Origin of the sequence: Eubacterium pyruvativorans (assembly GCF_900102225.1) — a bacterium.
GTDB lineage: Bacteria > Bacillota > Clostridia > Peptostreptococcales > Anaerovoracaceae > Aminicella > Aminicella pyruvativorans.
Map to the genome: position 1 here is coordinate 1 of NZ_FNBF01000030.1, position 23,770 is coordinate 23,770.

A 23,770-nucleotide genomic window follows, 5' to 3' on the forward strand; every position below is an offset into this window, starting at 1 on the left:
CCCAGGCGGGGCACACCCTGGTGCCGCTGAAAATGTACATCAACGACCGGGGTTACGCCAAGCTTCAGCTGGGTTCCTGCCGGGGCAAGAAGAACTACGACAAGCGGGATGACATGGCCCGGCGCTCCGCCAAGCGGAAAATGGAGCAGGCCATGAAGCGCTATTAGCTCCGGCGCAGACAAAAATGAGAGGAGGCCCGTTCGCCCGGGGAGGCAGCATAAATGAGACAACCGTTCGCCCGGGGAGGCAGCATAAATGAGACAGCCGTTCGCCCGGGGAGGCAGCATAAATGAGACAGCCGTTCGCCTGGGGAGGCAGCATAAATGAGGCAACCGTCCGCCCGACGGGGTGCGTTCATTCCATGTATACAATAATTGCCTGTTTGGAAATCACAAAACCGGCGTATAATAGTATTAATAGCAGGTTCCGGTTATTTCGACCGGATACACAATTAATTTGATTCGCCGCCGGCTGGACGATCCTCACAGCCGGCATCATGGGGGTGTAAAGGTTTCGACGGGGGTATAGAAACATCTTAAGCGAGCCGCAGTTGCCCAGTCTGCGTACTAAGGGGCCGTTTAAATATAAACGCTAAAAACGAAAACAATTTCGCACTGGCTGCATAGTCAGCCACACGTGCTGCCAACTCAGCTTCACCCGCAGAGCTGAGATCTGGTATCGACCATGCGGGAAAACTCAGGCGGGGTTTCCGGACCGTCTGGGGACCAATCCGGAATAGCCGGCCCGGAAGTCTGCTGATGGACGTCCGGTGAAGCGAAACTGAAACCATCAGATGCGCTCGGAGAAATAGGTGCGGAAATATTTTCGGACAGGAGTTCGATTCTCCTCATCTCCACCATTTTTTGGGGTTCAGAGGCAAAACTCTGGACCTTTTACATTGCAACGAATTCCGCTGATTTCAATGGCCAGCGGATTTTTTTGTGCCTTTTTTCAGACGCATACAAACCCTCTCAGACCCACCTGAAGCCATATGATCTGGGAAAAAATCTGGGATTTTTTTCGGCTCCCCTGCTATGAGGGGAGTCGAGATCGCCGCACAGTTGCGTCCGAAATTTTTTCTGTTCCATTTTCTCCGAGCTGATTTCGCATAATTGCAGGTCCGTTGGGAGTACATTATGCTGAAGAAAAATGAAGAAACGGAGGTAAGCATGATGTTTGAACCGAGATATAAGCTGAGCTACGACGAACGCCGGATCATAGTTCTCTGTCTAATCGAAATGAAAAACAAGTTGATCCGGGAAAACCGTTACACCGATGCCATCGACGATCTTCTGGTGAAATTCATGGACTAGTTATCCTTCCGGCCGGAAGATGAATACATAACCCTGCACAATCCGGTGCGGGGTTATTTTTCTATCCGGCTTTCGGAGAAAGGATAAGAGATGACTACAACAAAGGAAACAATGAAAATTATTGCGATGGGGCTGGGAGAAACCGGAGCCCGTGAAACAGAAAGCTGCGCAGGATGCCCGTTAGTGGATGCACTTGCAAGAAGAGCCGCGGAGCATTTTACTGAGATGACCGAGGAGATGGATGAGGAAGTGGTCCTGGAGATGGTGCGCAAGCTGGAAACAGAGGCCTGTTCTGATGAACCGGGTGCTATGATCGCACTTCTCGGCAGGATCTTCCGCCAGAATGGGATGGAATCCGCTGCAGCGGAAATGGAGGCACTGGATTACTGCATCAGTGAAGTTCCTGATGCCTGCGATGCGTTTGCAGATTCCTTCTTTGATGACGGATATGTTGACTGGTACTGCGTGGAAGGCTGGCTCCGGGATATGTTTCCCAGCAAGGACCAGAAGCTGCTGAGTTAGGAGGTTAGGAATGGCAAAATGCGAAACCATTGCGATCTGCAATCAGAAAGGAGGCGTGGGAAAAACCACCACGGCGCTGAATCTGGGGGTGGGTCTTGCCCGGGCCGGAAAGAAGGTGCTGCTCATCGACTCGGATCCACAGGGTGACCTCACCCAGTCCCTGGGATGGAACGGGGATGATTTGGAGAAATCCCTGGGCAGGCTGATGTACTTGGTCACCAAAGACTGCAAACCCATTGTGGAAGATACGATCCTTCATCACGAGGAAGGCGTGGATCTGATCCCGTCTAATCTGGATCTTTCTTCTATGGAAGTCAGTCTGGTGAACGCCATGAGCAGAGAAAAGGTGCTGGATAACCTTCTCCAATCGGTAAAGAAAAACTACGAATATATTCTGATCGATTGCATGCCGTCATTAGGCATGATCACCATCAATGCGCTGACCGCAGCGGACAAAGTGATCATCCCTGTGCAGGCCCAGTATCTTCCTGCCAAAGGAATGACGCAGCTGATGAAGAGTATCGACCGGGTCAAGACCCACACTAATCCGGACCTGAAGATCGACGGGATCGTCATGACGCTGGTGGATAACCGGACCAACCTGGCAAGAGATGTGATCAGCAGCATCCGGACCTACTACGGGATGGCAATCCGAATCTTCGATACCCAGATCCCGGTGGCGGTGAAAGCGGCTGAGGCGGCTAAGTCCGGGCAGAGTATATTCACCTACGATGAAAACGGAAAGGTGGCGAAAGCTTATGAAGCATTGACGAAGGAGGTGATCCGCAGTGGCGAAAGAGAAAAGAGAAGAGATACAGTTTCCCTCACTCGATGAACTTTTTTCTTCACAAGAAGAGCGGGATGACGCAAAACTCAAGCGGATCTATGAGATCCCGCTGACAGAGATCGATCCCTTTCCAGATCATCCCTACAAGGTCAGAGACGATGAAGACATGGATCATCTGGTGGAGAGTATACGGGCCAAAGGGCTGATTACTCCCTGTATGGTACGAAAGAAAAAAGACGGAAGGTATGAGATGATTTCCGGACATCGGAGGAAGCGGGCCTGTGAAAAATTGGGGATGGATAAAATCCGCTGTGAAGTGGTGGAGCTCTCTCGGGATGAGGCGACGATCCTGATGGTGGAATCCAATTTCCAGAGAACAACGATCCTTCCGAGTGAGAAGGCCTTTGCGTACAAGATGCGGCTTGAAGCGATGAAAAAGCAGATCGCCAGAATGAAAGAGAATCAGAAGAAAGGAATGGAGTACGAAGGGGAGTCCGTCGGACCGCAGCTGGAACGAGCGCAGGAACATCTTGGGAGAACGTATGGGCTTAGTGAGGAAGAAATACTCCGTCTGGGAACACCGGATTCACGGAAACATGACACCGCGTGCCCAGTGGGCACGCAGTATTTAAAGTATCGATCTGATGCAGAATTGTCCAAGGAAGTTGGTGAGAGCGCTCGTCAAATTCAGAGATATATCCGCCTCACTGAACTTATCCCGGAGCTGCTGGAGATGGTGGACGAAGGCAAGATCGCCATGCGACCTGCCGTTGAACTTTCCTATCTGGAACACCGGCAGAGAGATGTCTACAATCTGATTTTGCAGGAGCAGAGTACTCCCAATCATTCGCAGGCCCTTCGCATGAAAAAACTCTATCAGGACGGCGAACTCTCGATCGAGGCGCTGGAGGATATCATGCTGGAGGAGAAGCCCAACCAGAAGGAGCGCATCGTCTTCCGGGGAGACCGGATCGCAAAGCTTTTTCCAAGGGACCTGCCGCTGTCCAAACGGGAGGATTTTGTTGCGGCAGCCATGGAACACTACAACCGATTCCTGCAGCGAAAAGCCAGGGATCAGGAGCGGTAAAATGCGGGAGTACGCACTCCCAATTTTCCCTCCCTGTAACCCTCCCTTTATTTACTACCAGTTACTACCCGAAGAAGAAATATATCTAAAAGAAGAGAGACAAGCCGAGACGTCTGTGTGAATGCACAGGCGTTTTTGCATGCCCTATCACGGCGCTTCAGCGCCGATGAAGGTCAGCCGCAAGAAATTCCCGAATCTGTGATTTGGTGAATTTTACTGCGATTGCCCTGTCACGGAAAGGAGAAATATTTTGAACAGGAAAACAGAACTCAAACAGAAATTCAAGCAGCTGATCACCATCGCCTTTGCTTCCATGATGGTGCTGGGGTCAGCCCTTCCTGTGGTGACGGAAACGGCCAGCGCATTCACCGGCAAGGTGGGAAGCAGTTATACGGTCACTGACGGAGGCAGGATCACTTACGGCTCCGGTGACGGAGGCTACAGCAATTCCAGAAAATGCGACCTGGGAGACGGGCTGGGAAGCAGATATACCTACTGCGTCCAGCCGGCCAAGGCATCACCGCCCACCGGAAAGGTCACGGTAGATAAAGTAATCACCGATTCCGACGACAAAGGAAAATGGAATGCCCTCAGAAACATTGTGTTCTACTCCCCGTCCTATCCGGGATACGAGAAGAATATCAGCAACATCAAAGGCGCATACTACACCGGAAACTTCACCAAAGACTGGGCCATCGCTCATCTTGCCATGGCATATGTTTACGAAGGAAGGCCCTCTGATATGGCGACCTGGGGCGGAACGAAAGCTTCCGGCCTGGGGGATATCTGGACAAAGGCGAAGAGGCTGGGAGACGGACTCTGGAATGCGGATTCGGAAAAAGATGAGGCCATCCCGGGAAATTTCAAGGTGTTCATCAGCACCATGAGCGGCGTGCAGGACATGGTGGCGGGATATCTGGAGGATATCCGGGGCGGATTCCGCCTGCAGAAGATCGATAACGATCTGGATGAACAGTATGCACAGGGAGATGCCACGCTGGAAGGTGCGGAATTCACCGCATTTAACAAAAGCGGTCATGCTGTTTTTCTCGGAGAGAAGAAGATCGACCAGGGAGAAGCGGCAGTTACGATCAGGACGGACAAGAACGGACTTGCAAAGTCTGCTGCAGACGCCCTGCCCTATGGCGATTATCTGGTGAAAGAGACCAAAGCGCCTGCCGGATATCTTCTGAATGAGAAATGGCCCAGAGCCATCAGCATCCGGAAAGACGGAGAGATCATCGACATTACTTCGGATCCCGTGAAAGAAAACGTCCAGCGTGGCGGCGTTCAGATCGTAAAGCGGGACAAGGAGCTGAAGAAAGCAGAGGCCCTCGGCGGCGCTGATCTGAACGGGATCGAGATGACCATCAAAAACGTATCCGGTCACGATGTGCTGGTCCGCAGTGATATCGGAAGTCCGGAAAACAAAGTGGACTGGAAGGCCCTTTCCTCAAAGAAGGACCTGATTAATTCCGGAAAAGTCAAGCGTGTAAAGTCCGGTGAGGATATGGGGAAGATCACCGTTCACTGGAATGAAGCAAAAAAGGCCTACACGGCAGAGACCCTTCCGGATGATCTTCCATACGGAACCTACACCATCCGAGAGACGAAGACCAACAAGACCTATCAGAGGACGGACAAGAGCGAGCATCTGTTCAAGATCCGGGAAGACGGAAAAACCGTTTCCTATGATGACGGACAGAACGAAATGGCGCTGACCTTTGACAACTATGTCTACCGCAGCGACGTTCAGGGAACCAAGATCGGTGACGGCGATTCCAGAAGATTTGCCTTTGTCCCATTCAAAATCACTGCCGCATCAAACGGCGAGACCCATGTGGTGGTTACGGACAAAAACGGATTCTTTTCCACAAAAGACCGAAGGGCCGCAGGCGATCTGGACGAGGAAGAAGGAAAAGACAATGCCCGCAGGCAGAATCCGTTTGATGATCTTCTGAACGAGAAACAGATCTCTACCGAGTCTCTGAAAAAGAGAGCGGAGCAGATCCGAAGCGGCGTGTTCTTCGGCACCGGGCAGTTCGGGAGTAAAGCTGCCATGATCACCGGCGCAGGAGCCCTGCCTTACGACACCTACACCATCGAAGAGATGCGCTGCGAGAACAACAAAGGATATATTCTGCAGAAGTTCAGCTTCACCGTGGATGAGAAAACCCGCACAGGAACCGTGGACCTGGAGACCATCACAGATGATCTGATCGCCATCGGAACCAAGGTGAAAGCAGAGAATACCGGCATGAATCTTTCTGCTGCAGAGAAGAACGTGAAACTTATGGACACCGTCTCCTACACCAATCTGGTTCCCGGAAAGGAATATGTTCTGAAGGGAAAGCTCATGGACCAGAAGACCGGAAAGGAGCTTCTGGTGAACGGAAAGCCGGTGGTTTCCCAGAAGAAATTCGTGCCGGAGAAGAAGGACGGAACCGTGGATGTGGAGTTTACCTTCAGCGGTGCGGGTCTTGCCGGAACCTCAACGGTGGTGTTCGAGGATCTCTATGAGAACGATGTGAACATCGCATCTCACGCAGACATTCATGATGAAGGACAGACCATCCACTTCCCGGAGGTAAAGACCCATGCGGAGGACCGGAAGACAAAGGACGAAATCGGGGAAACCCACAAGGAAACCACCATTGTGGACAAGGTAAACTACCGCAATCTGATTCCGGGAAAAGAATACACAGTAAAAGGCGTTTTGATGGACAAGGAGACCGGAAAACCGGTGATGGTGAATGGAAAGAAGGTCACTTCCGAGAAAAAGTTAACGGCACACAAGGCCGACGGAACGGTGGAAATGAGCTTCACTTTCGATGCATCTTCCCTGAAAGGAAAGACCACCGTCGTATTCGAGGATCTTTTCTATGAAGGAATCAAGGTGGCCTCTCACGGGGATCTCACCGATCAGGATCAGACGATCTGGTATCCGGAAATCAAAACAACGGCAAAGGACAGCAAGTCCGGAAATCATGAGGCTTCCCGGGACAAGAAGGTCTCCATCGTGGATACCGTCAGCTATCACAACCTTGTTGTGGGAAAGAAATACACGGTAAAGGGTGTCCTGATGGACAAAGGAACAGGAAAGCCGGTCCGTGACGGACTTTCTGCCGTGACTTCAGAGAAGACGTTTACCGCAGAGAAGAAAGACGGAACGGTCGAGATGCAGTTCACCTTTGACGCCGAAAGGCTTCAGGGATACGATGTGGTCGTGTTCGAGGATATGATCCATAACGGGATCACCGTTACCAGCCACGCAGACCTTTCCGACAAGGACCAGACCGTTCATTTCCCGAAGAAGCCGGATACTCCGCCGGAGAACCCTGCTCCGCCGAAGACCGGAGACAGGACAAAACTTCTGGGATATATCGCTCTGATGCTGGCAGCGGGTACCACCGCAGCAGGAATCGCATACAAGAAAAGACAAATGCATAAGCTTTCGGAGGACCAGGACGTTCTGAAGGAATAGAGTATGAAATAGCCAATGAGCCAAAAGGGCGGCAGAGATGCCGCTCTTTTTTTGGTTCCGTCAGGAGGAAAAGAAAATGATTACAAACGGGATCAATGGTGAGATCCGAAAGGAAAACGAATGCCGGTTTAACCGAAACATCGCCATGATATGCGGGATCCGGGCCGCACTGATCGCCCAGTATCTCTGGGAGATCATGGAGTACGAGAACGGCACGGCCGATGATTACTGGAGGAAAATGCCCCAGAAGATGATCCAGACGGTCTACCCGTTTCTGAGCCGGCACATGATCCGGGACGCCATGAAAGAACTGACCGAATGCCGGATTCTTCGTGCTTCGGAAAGAAACGAGAGCCGGTTCGACCGGACCAGATGGTATCAGTTCACCGAATACGGCATGGAGCTGATGAGTCCGGGGAGTTACGCATGAACGGGCTGAAGGGGCGCAGGCAGTGCCCGGAGAACTGCCGCTACCGCAGGAAGGAAGCACCCTTCTGCGGATACTGCATGATGGAGATCATCTATGGGAAACGGAAGGAGGACGAGAATGACAGCAGACAAAAGCAAGCTGAAGACACTGAACAAACTGACGGATGAAGGTTTTGACACGGAAAAGAAGATCACATCCATCGATATGAAAATCGCCTATGATCACGGACTGAGCGGAGAGATCGGCGTGATCCTGGAGCTGCAGGAAGCGATTCGGGACCGGAAGGTCATCGCCTACCTTTGCAACGCAATGGACGATGCGAAACCGAAACCCCCAAAGACCAATAGTAGTAACCTTGAAGAAAAGGAGGATGACCCAAGTGAAAACAGTCAAAGAGACGGATACGGCGGATATCGCAGTAATCAGTAAGATGGAAGAACTCAGAGAGCTGGTGAATGATCTGGAAGACGGAACGGTAATCAGCATCCGGATAGAGGAGGTGATGATCCTTGCCGAAGAAGAATGAAAATGAGATCAAAGTCGTGAATGTCCGGCTGGTGAAAGAGCCTTCTCTCTATTCCACCAAAGAAGTCACGTCACCGGAAGCTGTAATGGAAGTGGTGGCAGGCGAGCTGAAAAACTATGACCGGGAGGTATTTGCGATCCTGAATCTGAAGACGAACGGCAAGCCCATCAACCTTCATATCTGCAGCGTAGGCACTCTGGATGCAGCCATGATCAATCCGAGAGAGGCGTTCAAAGCCATCATTTTGTCCAATGCGGCATCCTTCATCTGTATTCACAATCACCCATCCGGAAACTGTGAACCGAGTCCGGCGGATATTGCCGTTACCGAGCGGATGGTCAGATGCGGCGAACTCATGGGCATCAAGATGCTGGATCATATCATCATCGCCGCGGAAACCGGAGAACAGGCCAGTTTTCTCCGGAAGGGACTTCTCGATGGAATGCGGTCCAGAGACGACTATACAAGCGAGTGGGAACGATAGAACAAAACCTGCATTTTTCAGTTTCGGGAGGTGACGAACATGGCCGGATTCACGGCAAAAGAGATCGAACGCGCCCGGGAGATGGATCTTCTGACCTATCTCAGACAGAATGATCCGGGGAATCTGATCCATATTTCGGGCGGCGAATACTGCACCAGAGAGCATGACAGTCTGAAGATCTCCAACGGAAAATGGATGTGGTGGTCCAGAGGTTTCGGCGGTGTATCGGCGCTGGATTATCTGATCAAAGTAAAGGATGTACCCTTCACAGAAGCGGTAGGAATGATACTGGGAACGGAGGCGAAACAGCTTTCTTTTTCTTTTGTCCCGAAAGACGGCAAAGCAAAGCGGCTGCTCCTGCCGGAGAAGGCACAGGACAATCATGTGGTTCTTCGCTATCTTACCGGCCGGGGCATCGACCGGGAAATTCTCGGAAAATGCATCGGTGAAGGGCTTCTTTATGAGTCGCTGCCTTCTCACAGTGCAATTTTTCTGGGCTTTGATGAAAACAATAAAGCGGGATACGCCTTCTTCCGGGGGACCGGAAAAGACCGGATCATGGGCGAGGCTGCAGGCTCCGACAAGCACTTTTCCTTCCGGATTGAAGGCACGGGAAAACGCGTTCATGTCTTTGAAGGTGCTATCGACCTTCTGTCCTATGCCACGATCCGGAAGCTGAACGGAGAAAGATGGAACAGTGACTCACTGCTCTCCCTGGGCGGCGTATATGGAGGAGCGAATGGCGTGAAACTTCCGGCAGCACTTGAAAATTATCTGGATCACCATCCGGGAACCGAAGAAATCATTCTCCGCCTGGATGATGATTCTGCCGGAAGAAGTGCGGCCGCTTCAATCATCGGCAGGCTGAACGGACGGTACCACATCCGGGATGAGCCTCCTGTTCACGGAAAGGATTACAACGAGGAGCTGATGTTTCTGAGAACCCTTCAGCAGAAAGGAGAAACGAGATTTGGATGAAAAGAAGAAACGGGGACCTGAACGGAAGAGCCGGCAGGAGCAGATCCGGGAGATCACCGACCGGCTGGAGGAAGGCGTGAAGGAAGTATTTGAAAGCGACAAGTACCGGGAAATGCTGAAGTGCATGAGCAAATTCCACCACTACTCTCTGAACAACTGTCTTCTGATTGCCATGCAGTACCCTTCCGCCTCTCTGGTTGCAGGCTACCGGACATGGCAGAAGGAGTTCGACCGGCAGGTCCGCAAAGGAGAAAAAGGAATTCGCATTCTTGCTCCCTGCAGGTACAAGGTGGAGAAAGATGCTGCAGACGATGGGGATAAAGAGATCATCGAGATCACCGGTTTCCGGGTGATCAGCGTGTTCGCCTATGAGCAGACAGAAGGCAGAGAGCTTCCAATGATCGGCGTCAATGAACTGACCGGAGACGTGAAAAACTATCACAAACTGTTCAATGCGCTGAAGGATATCTGTCCGGTTCCCATCTATTCCGAGGACATTCAGGGTGGCGCCAACGGTTATTACGATGATGGGGCAAAGCGAATTGCTATACGCTCCGGCATGAGTCAGGTCCAGACCATCAAAACCATGATCCATGAAATCAGTCACCAGAGACTTCATTCCAAAGAGAATATGGATGAGAAAAAGACACCGGACCGCAGTACAAAAGAAGTCGAGGCGGAGAGTATCGCCTACACTGTCTGCAGTCACTTCGGCCTGGATACCGCAGACTACACCTTCGGATATGTGGCCGGATGGTCCTCCGGAAAAGACACAAAGGAACTGAAAAATTCGCTGGAACGGATCAGAAAGACTGCTGATGAGATGATCACATCCATCGATCAGGCAATGGAAAAACAGCGTGAGAAGAGCGAAAAGGAGATCGAGAACGAGCGATGACAGTTCTTCCTGTATTGTGAAGGCACAGGTTATTAACAGTGGTATTCAATTCCATATAGTGACGGGACCCAGATGAATCGTTGTCAAATGAATATGGTTCTTGCTTTTGCGCTAACGATATGCAATAATGTAAGCATGAAAGGAAGGAGCTATGACGGCTTACGATAAGATTAATTCAATAGCAAAGGCAAATAACGGAATTGTCACATCCTCTATGGTAAGGGATCAGGGAATCCCTTCCTGGTATCTCTCGGAAATGGTCAAAAAAGGACGCATTGAGAGAGTTGCAAGAGGAATTTATTGTGATGCTTCCGGTGATTATGATGAGTACTATTTCTTTCAAATTACAAACAGCAGATGTATCTATTCGTTTCAAAGCGCACTGTATCTTCATGGCATGACAGATCGTGTGCCCTATCAGAAAGAGGTTACCGTCTATAAAGGGTATAACAGCTCGCATATTTCCGACGGAACCGTATTTCATTTTGTAAAAAAAGAAATTTATTCGATGGGTATTGTGGAGAAACCAACTGTCTTCGGGAATGCGGTCAGGGTTTATGACAAGGAACGGACCATCTGCGACCTGATTGCAGGAAGGAAAAACGTTGATGTGGAGATATTCTCTCATGCCATGAAGGCCTATGCCAGCGATCCTGACAGAGACTATAAGAAACTCCGTGCTTATGCCGGCGTGATGAAGATTGAAAAGAAAGTGGATGACATCCTGGAGGTAATATGAACAAAGATAAAATGATGGCTCTGATCAGGAAGAGGTCAAAAGAATCAGGTGTATCAATCAACACGTTACTGCTGCTGTATTTCTTCGAACATTTTTTAGAACGCATTGCAGCAAGCAAATACAGGACAGATTTGATTTTGAAAGGGGGATTTCTTCTTTCATCGGTACTGGGGATACAAACACGAACAACGATGGATATGGATATGTCTTTGAGAAATCATCCATTGAGTGAAAGTGAAATTAAAAAGATTTTTTCAGAACTGGCCGCTTCCGATAGTGCGGATGGACTGCGATATATTTTAAAATCGATTGACAACATTAAAATTGAAGATCAATATCCCGGATATAAAATTTTGATGGAGGGTCAAATTGAGAATATACGTCAGCCCTTCAGCATAGATGTTGCGACTGGAGATCCGATAACGCCAGATGCGATCGAATATCCATACTGTTCTGTATTTGAAGATGACAAAACTGTAAAAGTAATGTCATATAACCTTGAGACTATTATTGCAGAGAAACTCGAGACGGTTGTTTCAAGAAAGACGGATAATAGCCGCAGCAAGGATTTTTACGACCTTTACCTTCTGTTTAACTTGAAATCAGATAACCTTGATAAAAACAAACTGCGGGAAGCAGTGAATACAACTTTTGCGTATCGGAATACAGAACTTGATGCAAATAGTATACTCAGCGATTTGAACGATATTCAATCGAATGCCGGATTTCGTAAACGCTGGGAGCTGTATTGCAAGCGAAATGCTTATGTCGGTGAACTTTCTTTTGATCAAATGATCGAAAGTTTGAGAGGATATATATCAATTTATCTGTAGATCATTGATGCGCAGATGTCTGCAACGGAGACTTGAATGTCTCCGTTTTTTTATTGCAGCAGAACGCTGTGCTGCCAAAATTACTGCATATTAATCGTGAAAGGAGCCCTGAATATGAACGAACATAATGAAAATGATAAGCTCCGGGTGCTATTGCTTAAGCCGGGAGAACAGGCAGAGATTGCAGAAATTGAGGACAATCTGGAGTCGATGCAAAGGCTCGTGGAGGGAAATATTGAAGAATATATGCCCTTTGAGGATGCATCGGATCCACGCATCGGAGACTGCGCCATCGTCTGCAACGAGGAAGGAAAAATGCTCGGCATGGAACTGAACAGAGGAATATTTGACCAGAACGGGCGGTTGCAGGAGATCATTGCAGGTCCGTTTTTCATTTGCTACGCACCTGTCGAAAGTGAAAAATTCCTGTCCATGCCGCCTGATCTGGAAGAAAAAATGCGGAAGAAATTCGAATTTCCGGAGCAGTTTTATGTAACGGAAAACGGAATCAGGTCGAAGAAATTTCATCCAATGAAGCACGAGAGAAAACAGTCCATGGAAAGGTAGGATGCTGTGCATAACTTTAGCAAGCAAAGCCTTCGTACTCCCACGTGAGTACAAAGGCATGGGCACCGGCCGCCGGTTCCCATAGATTTAGGGAGGACCCTAAGACCCCGGAGGATGGAGGTGAGGCTTTGGGCAGAAGAGGAAGAAAAAAACAGTTCTGGCTGACCGAACAGCAGGCGGAGGATCTGGCGGAGAAAGCGAAGCGGGCGTGCATGACCGAAACCGACCTGATCCGTCTCCTTCTCCGGGGATATGTTCCGCCGGAAAGACCGGGAACGGAATTTTTCAAGGACATGAACCGGATATCTGAATTTGCGGAACGGCTGCAGACACTTTCTGCGGTGACATCCGGTGTAGAAGCACAGGAGCTTCTTTCATCGGAGGCGGAGGCATGGCGTGGGTTCAGGCTCGAGATGGAACGGAAATATCTGATGCCGGAAAGGAGGAAGTCAGAATGGCAGTGACGAAAATCAAACGGATCCGGGGCAATCCCGGTGATCCTTTGTCATATATCGGCAATCCGGAGAAAACCAGAAAACGTGACTGCTCCGAGGCGGACCGGCAGGCACTGGCGGACATCATTGCCTATGCCTCCGACGAGAATAAAACGGAGAAGCAGTACTTCACCACTGGAATCAACTGCGACGTAGAGAACGCAAGAGAGCAGTTCAACATTACCAAGCTGAGCTTCAACAAGACGGGTGGAATCGTATGCGGACACTGCATGCAGAGTTTCGACGGATACGAGGTAACGCCGGAGGAAGCCCATGAGATCGGAGTACAGATGTCAAAAGAACTCTGGGGCGACCGCTTCCAGATCGTGGTTGCCACCCACCTGAACACAAACAATGTTCAGTATATAGGCTAAAAAGGGATGGTTTTTTGGAACTGTATATTTCCTCTGTAGACATTGGAATTTCAACGATCCTTTTACATTCAGCAGCCATTTGTTAAGGGGCTGGAATGTGAAAGGAGCAGAAAAATGACAGTAGATAAAGCAGAACAGGAAGAAAAAATCATATCCCTAAAATCTGGTAATACTCACTACGAAATTGTTGTTCGGCGGTCGGAAAAAGCACAGGAATCTGTGGATGAGATTCTTGTCAGACTGGTCGCAGATCAGATGGAACGTGAGGGAAAGAGGAAATCCAATGACTAGGGTTCGGGGAAAGATTACAGCCTTATATGAGCGTTTGTCCAGAGATGACGAAAAATTCGGTGACAGCACATCAATCGTGAACCAGAAGAAAATGCTGGAAGAATATGCTCGGAATAACGGTTATGCAAATTTCAAGCATTATACTGACGATGGATACAGTGGCGGTTCATTTGATCGTCCTGGCTGGAAGGAGCTGATCCGTGATATTGAAGATGGACTGGTGTCCACGGTCATTGCCAAAGATATGAGCCGAATTGGAAGAAACTATCTGGAGGTCGGATATTATACCGAGGTGTATTTTGGACGAAAGGACATCCATTTCATCGCTGTATCGAACAATGTAGACAGTGAGGATCAGGGCAGCTCGGAATTTGCGCCATTTCTTAACATCATGAATGAATGGTATCTCAGGGATTGTTCGCGGAAAATCAAAGCATCCAAGAAGAGTCTCGGTGAATCCGGTGTTCATCTGGCTGCTGTTCCCTGCTATGGTTATCGAACAGATCCTTACGATAAGCATAAGTGGAATGTGGACGAAGATGCAGCAAAAGTAATCCGTCTGATTTTCCAGCTTTGTATTGAGGGAAAAGGTACACAGCAAATAGCGGATATTCTTCGTGATCGGAAAATAGAGACTCCAGCTTATCACAATGCGAAAGACGGTGTTGGCAGATACAAAAATTGCATTGAGAAACTAGAACCGTATAACTGGAACACAAGTTCAATCCGAACAATACTGAGCCGACCGGAATATCTTGGACATACCGTAAATTTTCGTACTCACAGCAAATCATACAAGGATCATAAGACTGTTGCTAATAGTCCGGATCAATGGGTCGTATTCAGAAACACACAGGAGCCTATTGTGGATCTTTACACCTACCAGCTTGCCCAAAAACTGATCGGTACTCCCCGCCGTCACGACACAGTCGGTGAAGCAAATCCCCTTACAGGATTGGTGTTTTGCGCAGACTGCGGAGCAAAAATGTACAATCACCGTGCAAAGCCTTTCATCGATAAACATGGGAAAAGACAAAGTGGGTTTGATAATTATGATTGCGCCAACTACAAATTATCTTCCAGAAAAACAACAGCGACTGTCTGTAAATCGCATCATATCAATACCCATGATCTCCAAAAGGTGGTCCTGTTCGCTATTCAAAATGCCTGCACATATGCAATTCATGATCGAAAAGATTTCCTGAATAGGGTCATGGAACGCTCTTCTACGATGCAAATGAGAATGCAGAAAGACAGCGAAAGAAGTTATACCGAGGACAAAAAAAGGCTTCAGGATATCGATACTATTTACAAGAAGCTGTATGAATCATATGCCCTTGGCATAATAACGGAAGAAAAATTCAAGATGATGACGGAATCCTATGAGGTGGAACAGAAAAAGCTGATATCCAGAATTAAGGAATATGAAAAAGAGCATATGTCCGCAAATGAAAATAAAGAAAACGTAGAAGGTTTCCTTGAATTGGTGGATCGATATACTGCTTTTGACGAATTGACACCTCAGATGTTGAATGAATTTGTTGATAAAGTACTGGTGCACAGAGCCGAAAAGATAAACGGAAAGAGGACGCAGAAGGTAGAAGTTTATCTGAATTATATCGGGAATATAGATTTTCCTCAGCCTGAGAAAACACCGGAAGAACTCCGTCAGAAAGAGATCGACAAATATTGGAAAGATCGCTATGAACGGAATAAGAATCGGGAATTAGCCAGACGAAAAAGAAAACTGAAAGAAGAAAATGAAATCCTTGATGCAGCTGAAGCCGAAGAACGAAAACTTCGGATCAAAGAGTTTAATGAAGATGTGGAAAAAGGAAAGCTGGAAAGTATGCCGATTATTCCGGAAAGGCTGAATGAAGGAGTATAGCAGGGAAATAGCTTCGGCATCTGAGGATGCCGATACATGGAGAAAGGTTCTGATTATGAAAAGAAAATTTAAGTTGGATGACTATGAAATCAATGTCATCATTCGAGCGTTGATCGAATTGAGGAATCAGCTCGTGGCAGAGAACCGATACACCGATGCCGTGGATGATCTGCTGATAAAGTTCTACAAATAAAGATGAAATACATATCGTCAGGCTTTCAATCGAGAGAGTCTGGCGATTTTGCTTGCAAGGAGAATTGAAATGGGAAGGAAAAAGAAAGGCAAGTCACCTCCACCGAGATTCGCAACCAGCGGCACATGGCACACACATCACACGATCTTCTTTGACGATCAGCTTTTGTCACCTGCATATAAAGCTCTGACAGCGAATGCAAAAGAGGTATATACGATTCTGAGAATGCAATATAAAGGACCGTATTCCGGTGATTCCGTAAAGTGTCCGTATTCATATTTTGAACAGATGGGAATCAGGAGAGAAACGGTTTCAAAGTCGCTGGAGCAACTGGAGTGTTTGGGATTCATTGACATTGATCGTGGCGGTCTGGAACACAGACCGAGCGAATACAAGCTAACGGATCGATGGAAAAAGATGGACGATCCTGCAGAACTGAAAAAGGCATTGGAGGATTTTCAGGAACGAATGGATCGTAAGAAGAAGGCTAGAGCGTATAAAAAGAAGTGTGCGGAGAGCCATACCAGTTAGACCACTGGTATGGTAACTATATAAGGAGTTCCGAAAACGGAACTTGTTGCATCTGAAATTTCGTCAAAATAGGTTCCGGATACGGAACTTATTTGCGGGATTTCATTTTTTTTAGGTTCCGAAAGCGGAACCTATTCAAGTTCCGCTTTCGGAACTTGAAAAAGTTTCTGAGGCGATCCGAGAGCTGTATCCGGAAAAGTTTTTTACCGGATCAGAGCTTTCGGAAGAGACTTAGAAACTAGGCAGAACGATTCATCGCCATAGCTGAGCCATCTGGCTGCGAAGCTATTGTGATGACGTTCTGCCTTCACAGGGGGTCAAGGGGTGCTCCCCTGCCCACGACCTACCATGGTAGGTGTAGTGGGTTACCCCTGCCGAGATGCAAGAGGGCTTTCTGACCGACCCTTCGGATTCGGTTCTGAAAGTCCTCTTACGCAGGTGGCTGCGAAAAGTCCGGCAGTTATGGACTTGAGCAGACAGATGCAGGCATCTCAAAGGGGTAAAGGCATCCTTTCCCACCGAAAGAAAAATCTCCGCATTGTCCGATGTTGTCAGAATGATAAACAAAAAGAGGGAGTTGATGAAATGGCGAATTACGTAATCATGCGAATAGAAAAGAGACAGATGGGATCTGTTACAGCAATCGGAAATCACCATGAACGACTAAAGGAAAAGTACAAGAGCAATCCGGACATTGTTGCGGAGCGCACTCATCTCAACTATCACATTGTGGAACCAAATGGAAAATATCGCTCTCTGGTAGAGAAACGCATACAGGAATCCGGAGCGAAGAAAAGGAAAAACAGCGTGGTGCTGCAGGATGCTTTTGTTTCCGCTACACCGGAATGGATCCGTGCACTGCCCGAAGAAGAACAGCGATCCTACCTTAACCATGCGTATGAATTTTTCAAGAACCGTTTCGGGGAAGAGAATATCATCTCCGCCGTTGTGCATCTGGATGAAACAACACCTCATATGCATCTGGTGTTCGTGCCAATCACAAAGGATGGACGGCTGTCTTCTAAAGAGTTGATCGGCGGTCCAAAGGGACTTAGCAAATTACAGGACGATTTTTATGAACATATGGCGGAGCGTTATCCGGAACTGTCCAGAGGAATCCCGAAGTCAGTTACCCACCGAAAACATCTTCCGAGTTATCTGTATAAGAATGCAAGGGAGCTGGACAAGAAATACGATCAACTGGTAGCAGCAGTCGAAGACATTGGGATCATGAATAATGCGAGGAAGAAGGATGAAGCAATCGCCCTTCTTGGCAGGTATGCTCCGGAAATGGCGAAGATGGAAGGACAACTCAAGACTACGGAGAATTATATCAGGCAGCTTGAATGCCAGGTCGATAATGACGAGCGTGCTCTGAATCGGAAGGACAGTACCATTCAGGAGAAGGATCTGGAACTATTCAAGGAGAGATCAAAAGTTCGAGAACTGGAAGCAAGACAAAAGAAGCTAGTGCATTTGATCGACATGATTCCAAGAGAACTACTGAATCAGATGGAGAAAGACGAGAAGAACAGAAGGAAGAAAGAAGGCAGATAGCATGGCAAGGTTAACACCAATCAAAGCAATCCGAGCAAAATGCCTTGATTGTAGTGGCAGTCAAGCAAAAGAAGTACGGGAGTGTCCGATCATTTCATGCCCGTTATATCCATACAGAATGGGAAAAAGACCGAAGATTGATACAAATATCAGTGAAGGTGAGAACGAGGAAAAAAGTGGCACGTAGCTGCCACTTTTTCATCGTAAAATGATTTATTAACGTAAGTGATCGAAGTGAAGAGAGATCACATTGAAAGATTGCATAATCTATAGTAAAATATAAAATACCATAGCATAATAATTATAACAATTTCAGTTCATAGTGTAAACTAAATTTTTTATATTATAAATTTAAAAACTGCTAAGTGAAAGAAGTACCGTTATGACATTAGAAGAACAAATCAGGATACTCTGCGTTAGGTATGGTATTAGTGTGGCTGAATTGGCGAGACGATATGGAACCTCGCCACAAAATTTTAATTCAAAATTGAAAAGAGGTAGTTTTAAAATAGCCGAATTAGAACAAATTGCGGAAGTGCTAGGATGTGATTTTGAACACTATTTTGTGTTGAATGATGGGGAAAGAATTTAATGGAAAATGTAAGGAAGTACTATGCGAATAGGGATGTAATATCGCTCTTCTCTGGAGCAATGGGTCTTGATATTGGTTTGAGCAATGCAGGCTTAAATGTTGTAATTGGGCAAGATTTTGATAAAGCCTGTGTTGCTACAATGAGGGCAAATAATAAAAAGGTTTTGGGTGGAGACATTCGTACAATAGAACCACAAGAAATATTGAACTTGACTGGATTGAAAAGATATGAGCCGTTTATGATCTGCGGGGGTCCGCCTTGCCAGCCGTTTTCAACTGCCGGTAAAAGACTTGGAATAAACGATCCTAGGGGGAGTTTGTTTATGGACTTTATTCGCATGATTGATTATATTCGTCCAAGATTTTTTGTAATGGAGAATGTAAAGGGCATCATGTCAGCACCGTTAAAACATTTAGTCGGTAAAAAAAGAGATGAATCTGATCCTGAACAAAGACTTGGCACTGTATTACAGGTTATTCTTTCAGAATTTGATAAATTAGGATACAAGACAGTATATGGCCTTGTGGATGCTGTCAATTATGGTGTTCCACAATTTAGAGAGCGTTTTATCTTGATAGGAAGTAGGGACGCGGAGGATATTTTCCTTCCGGTTCCTACTCATTTTCAAACGCATCAGAATGCTATGTATAGATGGCGCACTTTGGGAGAAACAATCAAGGATTTAGAGAATGATGTTGAAGAGTGCTCATCGTTTAGTGAGGATAGAATAAAATATCTTCAAATGGTGCCTGAAGGTGGAAATTGGAGAAATCTCCCAGAGGATGTAGTCCAATCGGCCATGGGTGGTGCGTATAAATCTGGTGGTGGAAAAGTTGGCTTTTATCGAAGGCTGTCATATTCTCAACCTTCACCGACGGTTGTAACATCACCTGTTCAAAAGGCAACAATGATGTGTCATCCGACTCAAGATCGACCTTTGAGTGTTAAAGAGTATGCTCGTATCCAGCAATTTCCAGATGATTGGGTATTTACGGGGACAACAGCGAGTAAATACCGTCAAATTGGCAATGCAGTTCCTGTAGGACTTGCTGAAGCCATAGGCGAAGCGGTGATTTCTGTGGCGGATGATACAGCTACAGTTAAAACAAAGAGATTTAGAGGAACAAGTATTCATAACAAAATTAAAGACGCGTTAGAAATGGGAGGAAATTCAAATGGGAATAAATAACAGCTACGATGAAGAAGCCATCGTAAAAGCAATAGCTACTGCATTAGAAGAATTTTATAATTCACTAATTGATAAGATTGATACCATAGATATCAAGAAAATAATGAAAAGAAAGAACCCTTATTTGTATAGAGCTAAGGCAATGCAAAATGCATCAGAGATAGTAGACTCTGTTCTATCTGCCTATATAAGCTCTAGTGAGGAAACGATATTTGGAAATTGTTTTTTTGAACCCATAGCAATTGCTGCTAGTGGCGGAGAGAAATCATTGGCTGAAGGCATAGATGTCATAGTCCATGATCATGATGTTAACACTGTGTATGCGGTGGCAGTAAAAAGCGGACCGTCAGTATTTAATGCAGACAGCAAAAAAAGGCAGGAACAGAATTTTATAAAAGCTTCTAAGTTAGCACAACAGGCAAAAGAAGTATATGAGCCGATTATAGGCTACAGCTACGGAAAGAAAAAAACTTCGAAAAATGGAAATCCCAAAATGTATAAAGAACTTGCAGGCAAGGATTTTTGGGAAAAATTGACTGGGGATTCGGAGTTTTATATAAAAATCATTGGTTATATGGGTACATTGCCAGAACAATATGTAGCCGATTACAAGGTAAGTTATAACAAAGCAGCAAATCGCTTGGTACGAGAGTTTTCTAATAACTTTTGTAATGAAGAAGGAGCGATAGATTGGGAAGCGCTTGTTAAGTTTAACTCAGGTGACTGAAATGACGATGCCAATATTTGAATTGCTGAGTGATATCGTATGAAAATTTGATGTTACGAAACAATAATATATTTTGATGAGGCTTATTAAGGATGTTTAATCTATACTACATAAATTATGCGAAAGCGTTTGAAATCGCAATGCAAATCAACAACAAGCTCCTAGAAACTCAAGTGGCTACAAAGGAAAAGCAAATCGATGGAGATGGATCAATATCTGGTGGTACTGGTTCCTTCTTAGAAAAAGTTCTTCCACATTTGCAAGTAAATGCAGGATTAAGTGGATCAAAATCGGATCGTGCAGTTGATACGTTACGCGTTGTGTCTACAAAATCAACTATCTTGAATCCAGTTTTGCAAAAATCTGTTGAGATAAGAAAACTTAGTGAAAACCGTATTGGAAAGCTTCTGACAATTAGGGATGTTAATCTCAAAATCGTGAACTACGAAGATACAATGGGATCAAAGATGCTTCTCGGAGGAATGTTTAAACATGTGCCTATTGAAGGCGTTGGTTCGGTTGATCTCACATCAATGATGGATACTGTCTTAGGTGATGCTGCATATATTGTTTCAGGGGAAATACCTAATAAGGTAACAGTGAATGAACAATGCAAAGATGTTACAAATAAACTCCTTTTTAAGATACCTGTAGGTGTTGGTAACGAACTAGAGAATCAGTATTCAATTTCTGATTTATGATTATTCCGGGCTCCTCAGAGCCACCTGTCCGGACTTTGAGAGCCACCATTCCGGAGAATGAGAGCCACTAATTCCGGAGTTTCGGAGCCACTTTGCGGCTCCTGAACCATAGATTCCTTTATACTGTACAGGCACGCTCCGGCGTGACTACAGATAAAGGAGGGTCACCATTATGACCAAGTATCGTGAGATCCTTCGGCTAAAAAGCCTGGGATTCAGCGACCGGAACATTGCACGAAGCTGCAGTGTTTCACGCAACACGGTCAGGCGCGTGATCGACAGGGCTGATGAACTAAGCATCTCATGGCCTCTCGATTTCGGCATGACCGACGGCGCACTTGGGGAACTTCTGTTCCCGAGTGAGAAATCGGCAACAGACAGACGTCTGCCCGATTACAGTTACATCCGCAAGGAACTTTTGCGGAACGGTGTTACCAAAAAGCTTCTGTGGATCGAATACTGCGAGGAATGCCGGCAAGCCGGTGAAGAGCCTCTCATGTATTCCCAGTTCTGTGAATACATCCGCAGAGACGAGCAGAAACGCCGTGCAACCATGCACATCCCCCGGAAGCCCGGTGAACAGATCGAAGTCGACTGGGCGGGCGATCCTGCACACATCATCGATCCGGACACCGGTGAGATTACCGACTGCTGGCTATTCGTGGGTGTTCTCACCTATAGTCAGTACACCTACGTCGAAGCTTTTATGAACGAGAGGACCGGGAACTGGATCAGGGCCCATGTTCACATGTTTGAATTCTTCGGCGGCGTGACACCGATGCTTGTGGCCGATAACTGCACGACAGCTGTCGATCACAGAAAGAGCGACTGGTATACACCGGTGCTCAATACGACGTATCACGAAATGGCGGAGCACTATAACATCGCGATCCTGCCGGCCCGCGTGCGCCGTCCCAAGGACAAACCGAACGTAGAGGGCTCCGTGGGCAAGATATCCACATGGATCACAGCCGCCTTACGGAATGAACAGTTCTTCTCCCTGGCTGAGCTGAACTCAGCCATCCGGAAGAAGCTCGACATCTACAATGCCAGACAGTTCCAGAAAAAGGAATGCAGCAGGCTCAGTCTGTTTCTTGGGGAAGAACAGCCATTACTGGCACCTTTGCCTGCCACACCCTTCGAACCGGCTGAGTGGAAAAGAGCCACCGTCCAGTTCAACTATCACATCGCAGTAGACGGTATGTACTACTCCGTGCCTCATCAGTATATCAAGGATAAGGTCGATGTGCGGGTGACAGACACTACTATTGAAGTTTTTTACAATCACGACCGGATCGCTTCCCATCGCCAGCTTCACGGCAGGAGGGGCCAATATTCCACGGTCACTGAGCACATGCCCGATGACCACCAGAAATATCTGGAGTGGAACGGCAGCCGTTTCCGCAGATGGGCGGATCAGATCGGGCCGAACACACGAAAGGTGGTCGATGCGATCCTCACCTCCGGCCGGGTCGAACAGCAGTCGTACAGAAGTTGTATGGGACTGCTGAGACTGGCAGACAAGCATACGCCGCAGCGCCTTGAGAAAGTCTGTGAGCGGGCACTGTCCTACAGCGGGAAACCCAGCTACAAAAGCATCAAAAATCTTCTCACTGTCATGAAGCAGGAACCGGATACCGGCCTTTCTTCAGGAACAGATGCGCAGGCGAAGCCGCGCGGTATAACCAGAGGCGCCAGATACTACGGAGGTAAACGATCATGACAAACGAAAGCACCATTAACAAACTCATTGAAATGCGTCTTACCGCTATGGCTGACGCTTTCCGTATCCAGAAGGATGACCCTTCCATGAAGGAAGTCCCCTTCGATGACCGGCTCGGCATGCTTGTTGATATCGAGTATACCAGCCGGAAAAACAACCGGCTCAAAAGGCTGATCCGCAAAGCGGAGTTCGAACAGCCTGACGCTTCCGTCGCTGCGATAGATTATCACTCCGGTCGGAAGATCAACAAAGCCCTGATCGAGCGCATGGCGAACTGTGAATACATCACAGAGTACCGGAACATCTTCATCACCGGCGCAACCGGAAGCGGAAAGACTTACATGGCCTGCGCCTTCGGCATGGAAGCCTGCAAGCAGTTCTATACGGTCCAGTATGTCCGCCTTCCGGACCTGCTCCTTGACCTGCAGGCAGCCCGGGACAACGGGAACTTTCCCGCCGTACTCAAGAAATACACAAAGCCGGTCCTGCTGATCATCGATGAATGGCTGCTCCTGAAGCTCACCGAGCCGGAGGCCAGGAACTTGTTTGAGCTGATCCATAAACGCAGGAAGAGATCTTCCACGATCTTCTGCTCCCAGTTCCGGGAGGAAGAATGGTATCAGCAGATCTGCGGCGGCGAGAGCACTCTTGCCGATGCGATCATGGATCGTATCTCCTACGATTCCTACAAGATCGACATTGAAAGCGCTGATCCATCCAAAGATATCTCCATGCGAGAAGTCTACGGATTGGATCCTGAAAAAGCAAGGTAACCAATAATCATGCGGGGTGGCTCCGAAAGTCCGGACAGGTGGCTCCGCCACCACCGGACAGGCGGCTCCGCCGCCCCGTAATAATCAT

At 47.5% G+C, this 23,770-nt stretch carries 28 protein-coding genes and 1 other RNA gene; all 29 read left to right on the forward strand.

Annotated elements, in window-relative coordinates; genetic code table 11:
- A partial coding sequence (locus BLQ24_RS10140) for an SsrA-binding protein (RefSeq protein WP_176755906.1) occupies positions 1 to 167 on the forward strand: 167 nt, incomplete at its 5' end.
- A gap of 331 nt (positions 168 to 498) precedes the next feature.
- Positions 499 to 859: a transfer-messenger RNA gene (gene ssrA / locus BLQ24_RS08760) on the forward strand.
- A 277-nt stretch (positions 860 to 1,136) separates the two neighbouring features.
- Positions 1,137 to 1,313 (forward strand): hypothetical protein, encoded by a 177-nt coding sequence (locus BLQ24_RS10145; RefSeq protein WP_154571942.1) that lies wholly within the window; start codon positions 1,137 to 1,139, stop codon positions 1,311 to 1,313.
- 90 nt (positions 1,314 to 1,403) lie between these two features.
- The gene (locus BLQ24_RS08765; RefSeq protein WP_090164582.1) at positions 1,404 to 1,835 is read left to right on the forward strand and encodes a hypothetical protein; all 432 of its coding nucleotides are present in this window, start codon (positions 1,404 to 1,406) and stop codon (positions 1,833 to 1,835) included.
- Positions 1,836 to 1,845: 10 nt separating this feature from the next.
- Positions 1,846 to 2,670, forward strand: coding sequence for a ParA family protein (locus BLQ24_RS08770; RefSeq protein ID WP_090164583.1), 825 nt, complete (start codon positions 1,846 to 1,848; stop codon positions 2,668 to 2,670).
- Positions 2,624 to 3,709 (forward strand): ParB/RepB/Spo0J family partition protein, encoded by a 1,086-nt coding sequence (locus BLQ24_RS08775; RefSeq protein ID WP_176755907.1) that lies wholly within the window; start codon positions 2,624 to 2,626, stop codon positions 3,707 to 3,709. The genes BLQ24_RS08770 and BLQ24_RS08775 overlap by 47 nt, the downstream gene beginning before the upstream one ends.
- 250 nt (positions 3,710 to 3,959) lie before the next feature.
- Entirely contained in the window at positions 3,960 to 7,193 is a 3,234-nt protein-coding gene (locus BLQ24_RS08780) for a VaFE repeat-containing surface-anchored protein (protein ID WP_090164584.1), read from the forward strand.
- Between the two features lie 76 nt (positions 7,194 to 7,269).
- Entirely contained in the window at positions 7,270 to 7,623 is a 354-nt protein-coding gene (locus tag BLQ24_RS08785) for a hypothetical protein (protein ID WP_090164585.1), read from the forward strand.
- A gap of 117 nt (positions 7,624 to 7,740) precedes the next feature.
- Positions 7,741 to 8,052: a hypothetical protein gene (locus BLQ24_RS08790; protein ID WP_090164586.1), complete on the forward strand. Its 312-nt coding sequence runs from the start codon at positions 7,741 to 7,743 to the stop codon at positions 8,050 to 8,052.
- Positions 8,003 to 8,149, forward strand: a complete 147-nt coding sequence (locus BLQ24_RS10150; protein ID WP_176755908.1) for a hypothetical protein — start codon at positions 8,003 to 8,005, stop codon at positions 8,147 to 8,149. The genes BLQ24_RS08790 and BLQ24_RS10150 overlap by 50 nt, the downstream gene beginning before the upstream one ends.
- Complete coding sequence (locus BLQ24_RS08795) at positions 8,133 to 8,633, forward strand: JAB domain-containing protein (protein WP_075712647.1); 501 nt, start codon at positions 8,133 to 8,135, stop codon at positions 8,631 to 8,633. Before BLQ24_RS10150 ends, BLQ24_RS08795 begins: the two co-directional genes overlap by 17 nt.
- A gap of 39 nt (positions 8,634 to 8,672) precedes the next feature.
- Positions 8,673 to 9,611: a DUF3991 and TOPRIM domain-containing protein gene (locus BLQ24_RS08800; RefSeq protein ID WP_090164587.1), complete on the forward strand. Its 939-nt coding sequence runs from the start codon at positions 8,673 to 8,675 to the stop codon at positions 9,609 to 9,611.
- A complete protein-coding gene (locus tag BLQ24_RS08805; protein WP_090164588.1) occupies positions 9,604 to 10,509 on the forward strand; it encodes an ArdC-like ssDNA-binding domain-containing protein in 906 nt (301 codons plus the stop codon). The genes BLQ24_RS08800 and BLQ24_RS08805 overlap by 8 nt, the downstream gene beginning before the upstream one ends.
- A gap of 151 nt (positions 10,510 to 10,660) precedes the next feature.
- Complete coding sequence (locus BLQ24_RS08810; RefSeq protein ID WP_090164589.1) at positions 10,661 to 11,248, forward strand: type IV toxin-antitoxin system AbiEi family antitoxin domain-containing protein; 588 nt, start codon at positions 10,661 to 10,663, stop codon at positions 11,246 to 11,248.
- A complete protein-coding gene (locus tag BLQ24_RS08815) occupies positions 11,245 to 12,081 on the forward strand; it encodes a nucleotidyl transferase AbiEii/AbiGii toxin family protein (RefSeq protein ID WP_090164590.1) in 837 nt (278 codons plus the stop codon). Before BLQ24_RS08810 ends, BLQ24_RS08815 begins: the two co-directional genes overlap by 4 nt.
- 114 nt (positions 12,082 to 12,195) lie before the next feature.
- Complete coding sequence (locus BLQ24_RS08820) at positions 12,196 to 12,648, forward strand: DUF3846 domain-containing protein (protein ID WP_090164591.1); 453 nt, start codon at positions 12,196 to 12,198, stop codon at positions 12,646 to 12,648.
- A 128-nt stretch (positions 12,649 to 12,776) separates the two neighbouring features.
- Positions 12,777 to 13,112, forward strand: a complete 336-nt coding sequence (locus BLQ24_RS08825; protein ID WP_090164592.1) for a hypothetical protein — start codon at positions 12,777 to 12,779, stop codon at positions 13,110 to 13,112.
- Positions 13,103 to 13,516, forward strand: a complete 414-nt coding sequence (locus tag BLQ24_RS08830; RefSeq protein WP_176755909.1) for a relaxase/mobilization nuclease domain-containing protein — start codon at positions 13,103 to 13,105, stop codon at positions 13,514 to 13,516. Before BLQ24_RS08825 ends, BLQ24_RS08830 begins: the two co-directional genes overlap by 10 nt.
- 114 nt (positions 13,517 to 13,630) lie before the next feature.
- Positions 13,631 to 13,807: a hypothetical protein gene (locus BLQ24_RS10155; protein ID WP_176755910.1), complete on the forward strand. Its 177-nt coding sequence runs from the start codon at positions 13,631 to 13,633 to the stop codon at positions 13,805 to 13,807.
- Complete coding sequence (locus BLQ24_RS08835) at positions 13,800 to 15,695, forward strand: DUF4368 domain-containing protein (protein WP_176755911.1); 1,896 nt, start codon at positions 13,800 to 13,802, stop codon at positions 15,693 to 15,695. The genes BLQ24_RS10155 and BLQ24_RS08835 overlap by 8 nt, the downstream gene beginning before the upstream one ends.
- A gap of 55 nt (positions 15,696 to 15,750) precedes the next feature.
- A complete protein-coding gene (locus tag BLQ24_RS10160; RefSeq protein ID WP_176755912.1) occupies positions 15,751 to 15,888 on the forward strand; it encodes a hypothetical protein in 138 nt (45 codons plus the stop codon).
- 69 nt (positions 15,889 to 15,957) lie between these two features.
- Positions 15,958 to 16,419 carry a hypothetical protein gene (locus BLQ24_RS08845; protein ID WP_090164596.1) on the forward strand — a complete coding sequence of 154 codons (462 nt, stop codon included), beginning with the start codon at positions 15,958 to 15,960 and terminating at the stop codon, positions 16,417 to 16,419.
- A gap of 462 nt (positions 16,420 to 16,881) precedes the next feature.
- Positions 16,882 to 17,976, forward strand: coding sequence for a MobV family relaxase (mobV, locus tag BLQ24_RS08850; RefSeq protein ID WP_176755913.1), 1,095 nt, complete (start codon positions 16,882 to 16,884; stop codon positions 17,974 to 17,976).
- Positions 17,977 to 18,358: 382 nt separating this feature from the next.
- A complete protein-coding gene (locus BLQ24_RS08860; RefSeq protein WP_090164599.1) occupies positions 18,359 to 18,568 on the forward strand; it encodes a helix-turn-helix domain-containing protein in 210 nt (69 codons plus the stop codon).
- Positions 18,568 to 19,758 (forward strand): DNA cytosine methyltransferase, encoded by a 1,191-nt coding sequence (locus tag BLQ24_RS08865; protein WP_090164600.1) that lies wholly within the window; start codon positions 18,568 to 18,570, stop codon positions 19,756 to 19,758. The genes BLQ24_RS08860 and BLQ24_RS08865 overlap by 1 nt, the downstream gene beginning before the upstream one ends.
- Entirely contained in the window at positions 19,745 to 20,485 is a 741-nt protein-coding gene (locus BLQ24_RS08870) for a PmeII family type II restriction endonuclease (protein WP_090164601.1), read from the forward strand. Before BLQ24_RS08865 ends, BLQ24_RS08870 begins: the two co-directional genes overlap by 14 nt.
- 92 nt (positions 20,486 to 20,577) lie before the next feature.
- On the forward strand, positions 20,578 to 21,186 hold the full coding sequence (locus BLQ24_RS08875; protein WP_090164602.1) for a hypothetical protein: 609 nt from the start codon (positions 20,578 to 20,580) through the stop codon (positions 21,184 to 21,186).
- 172 nt (positions 21,187 to 21,358) lie between these two features.
- A complete protein-coding gene (istA, locus tag BLQ24_RS08880) occupies positions 21,359 to 22,909 on the forward strand; it encodes an IS21 family transposase (protein ID WP_090164603.1) in 1,551 nt (516 codons plus the stop codon).
- Complete coding sequence (gene istB / locus BLQ24_RS08885; RefSeq protein ID WP_090164604.1) at positions 22,906 to 23,682, forward strand: IS21-like element helper ATPase IstB; 777 nt, start codon at positions 22,906 to 22,908, stop codon at positions 23,680 to 23,682. Before istA ends, istB begins: the two co-directional genes overlap by 4 nt.
- Positions 23,683 to 23,770 lie beyond the last annotated feature (88 nt).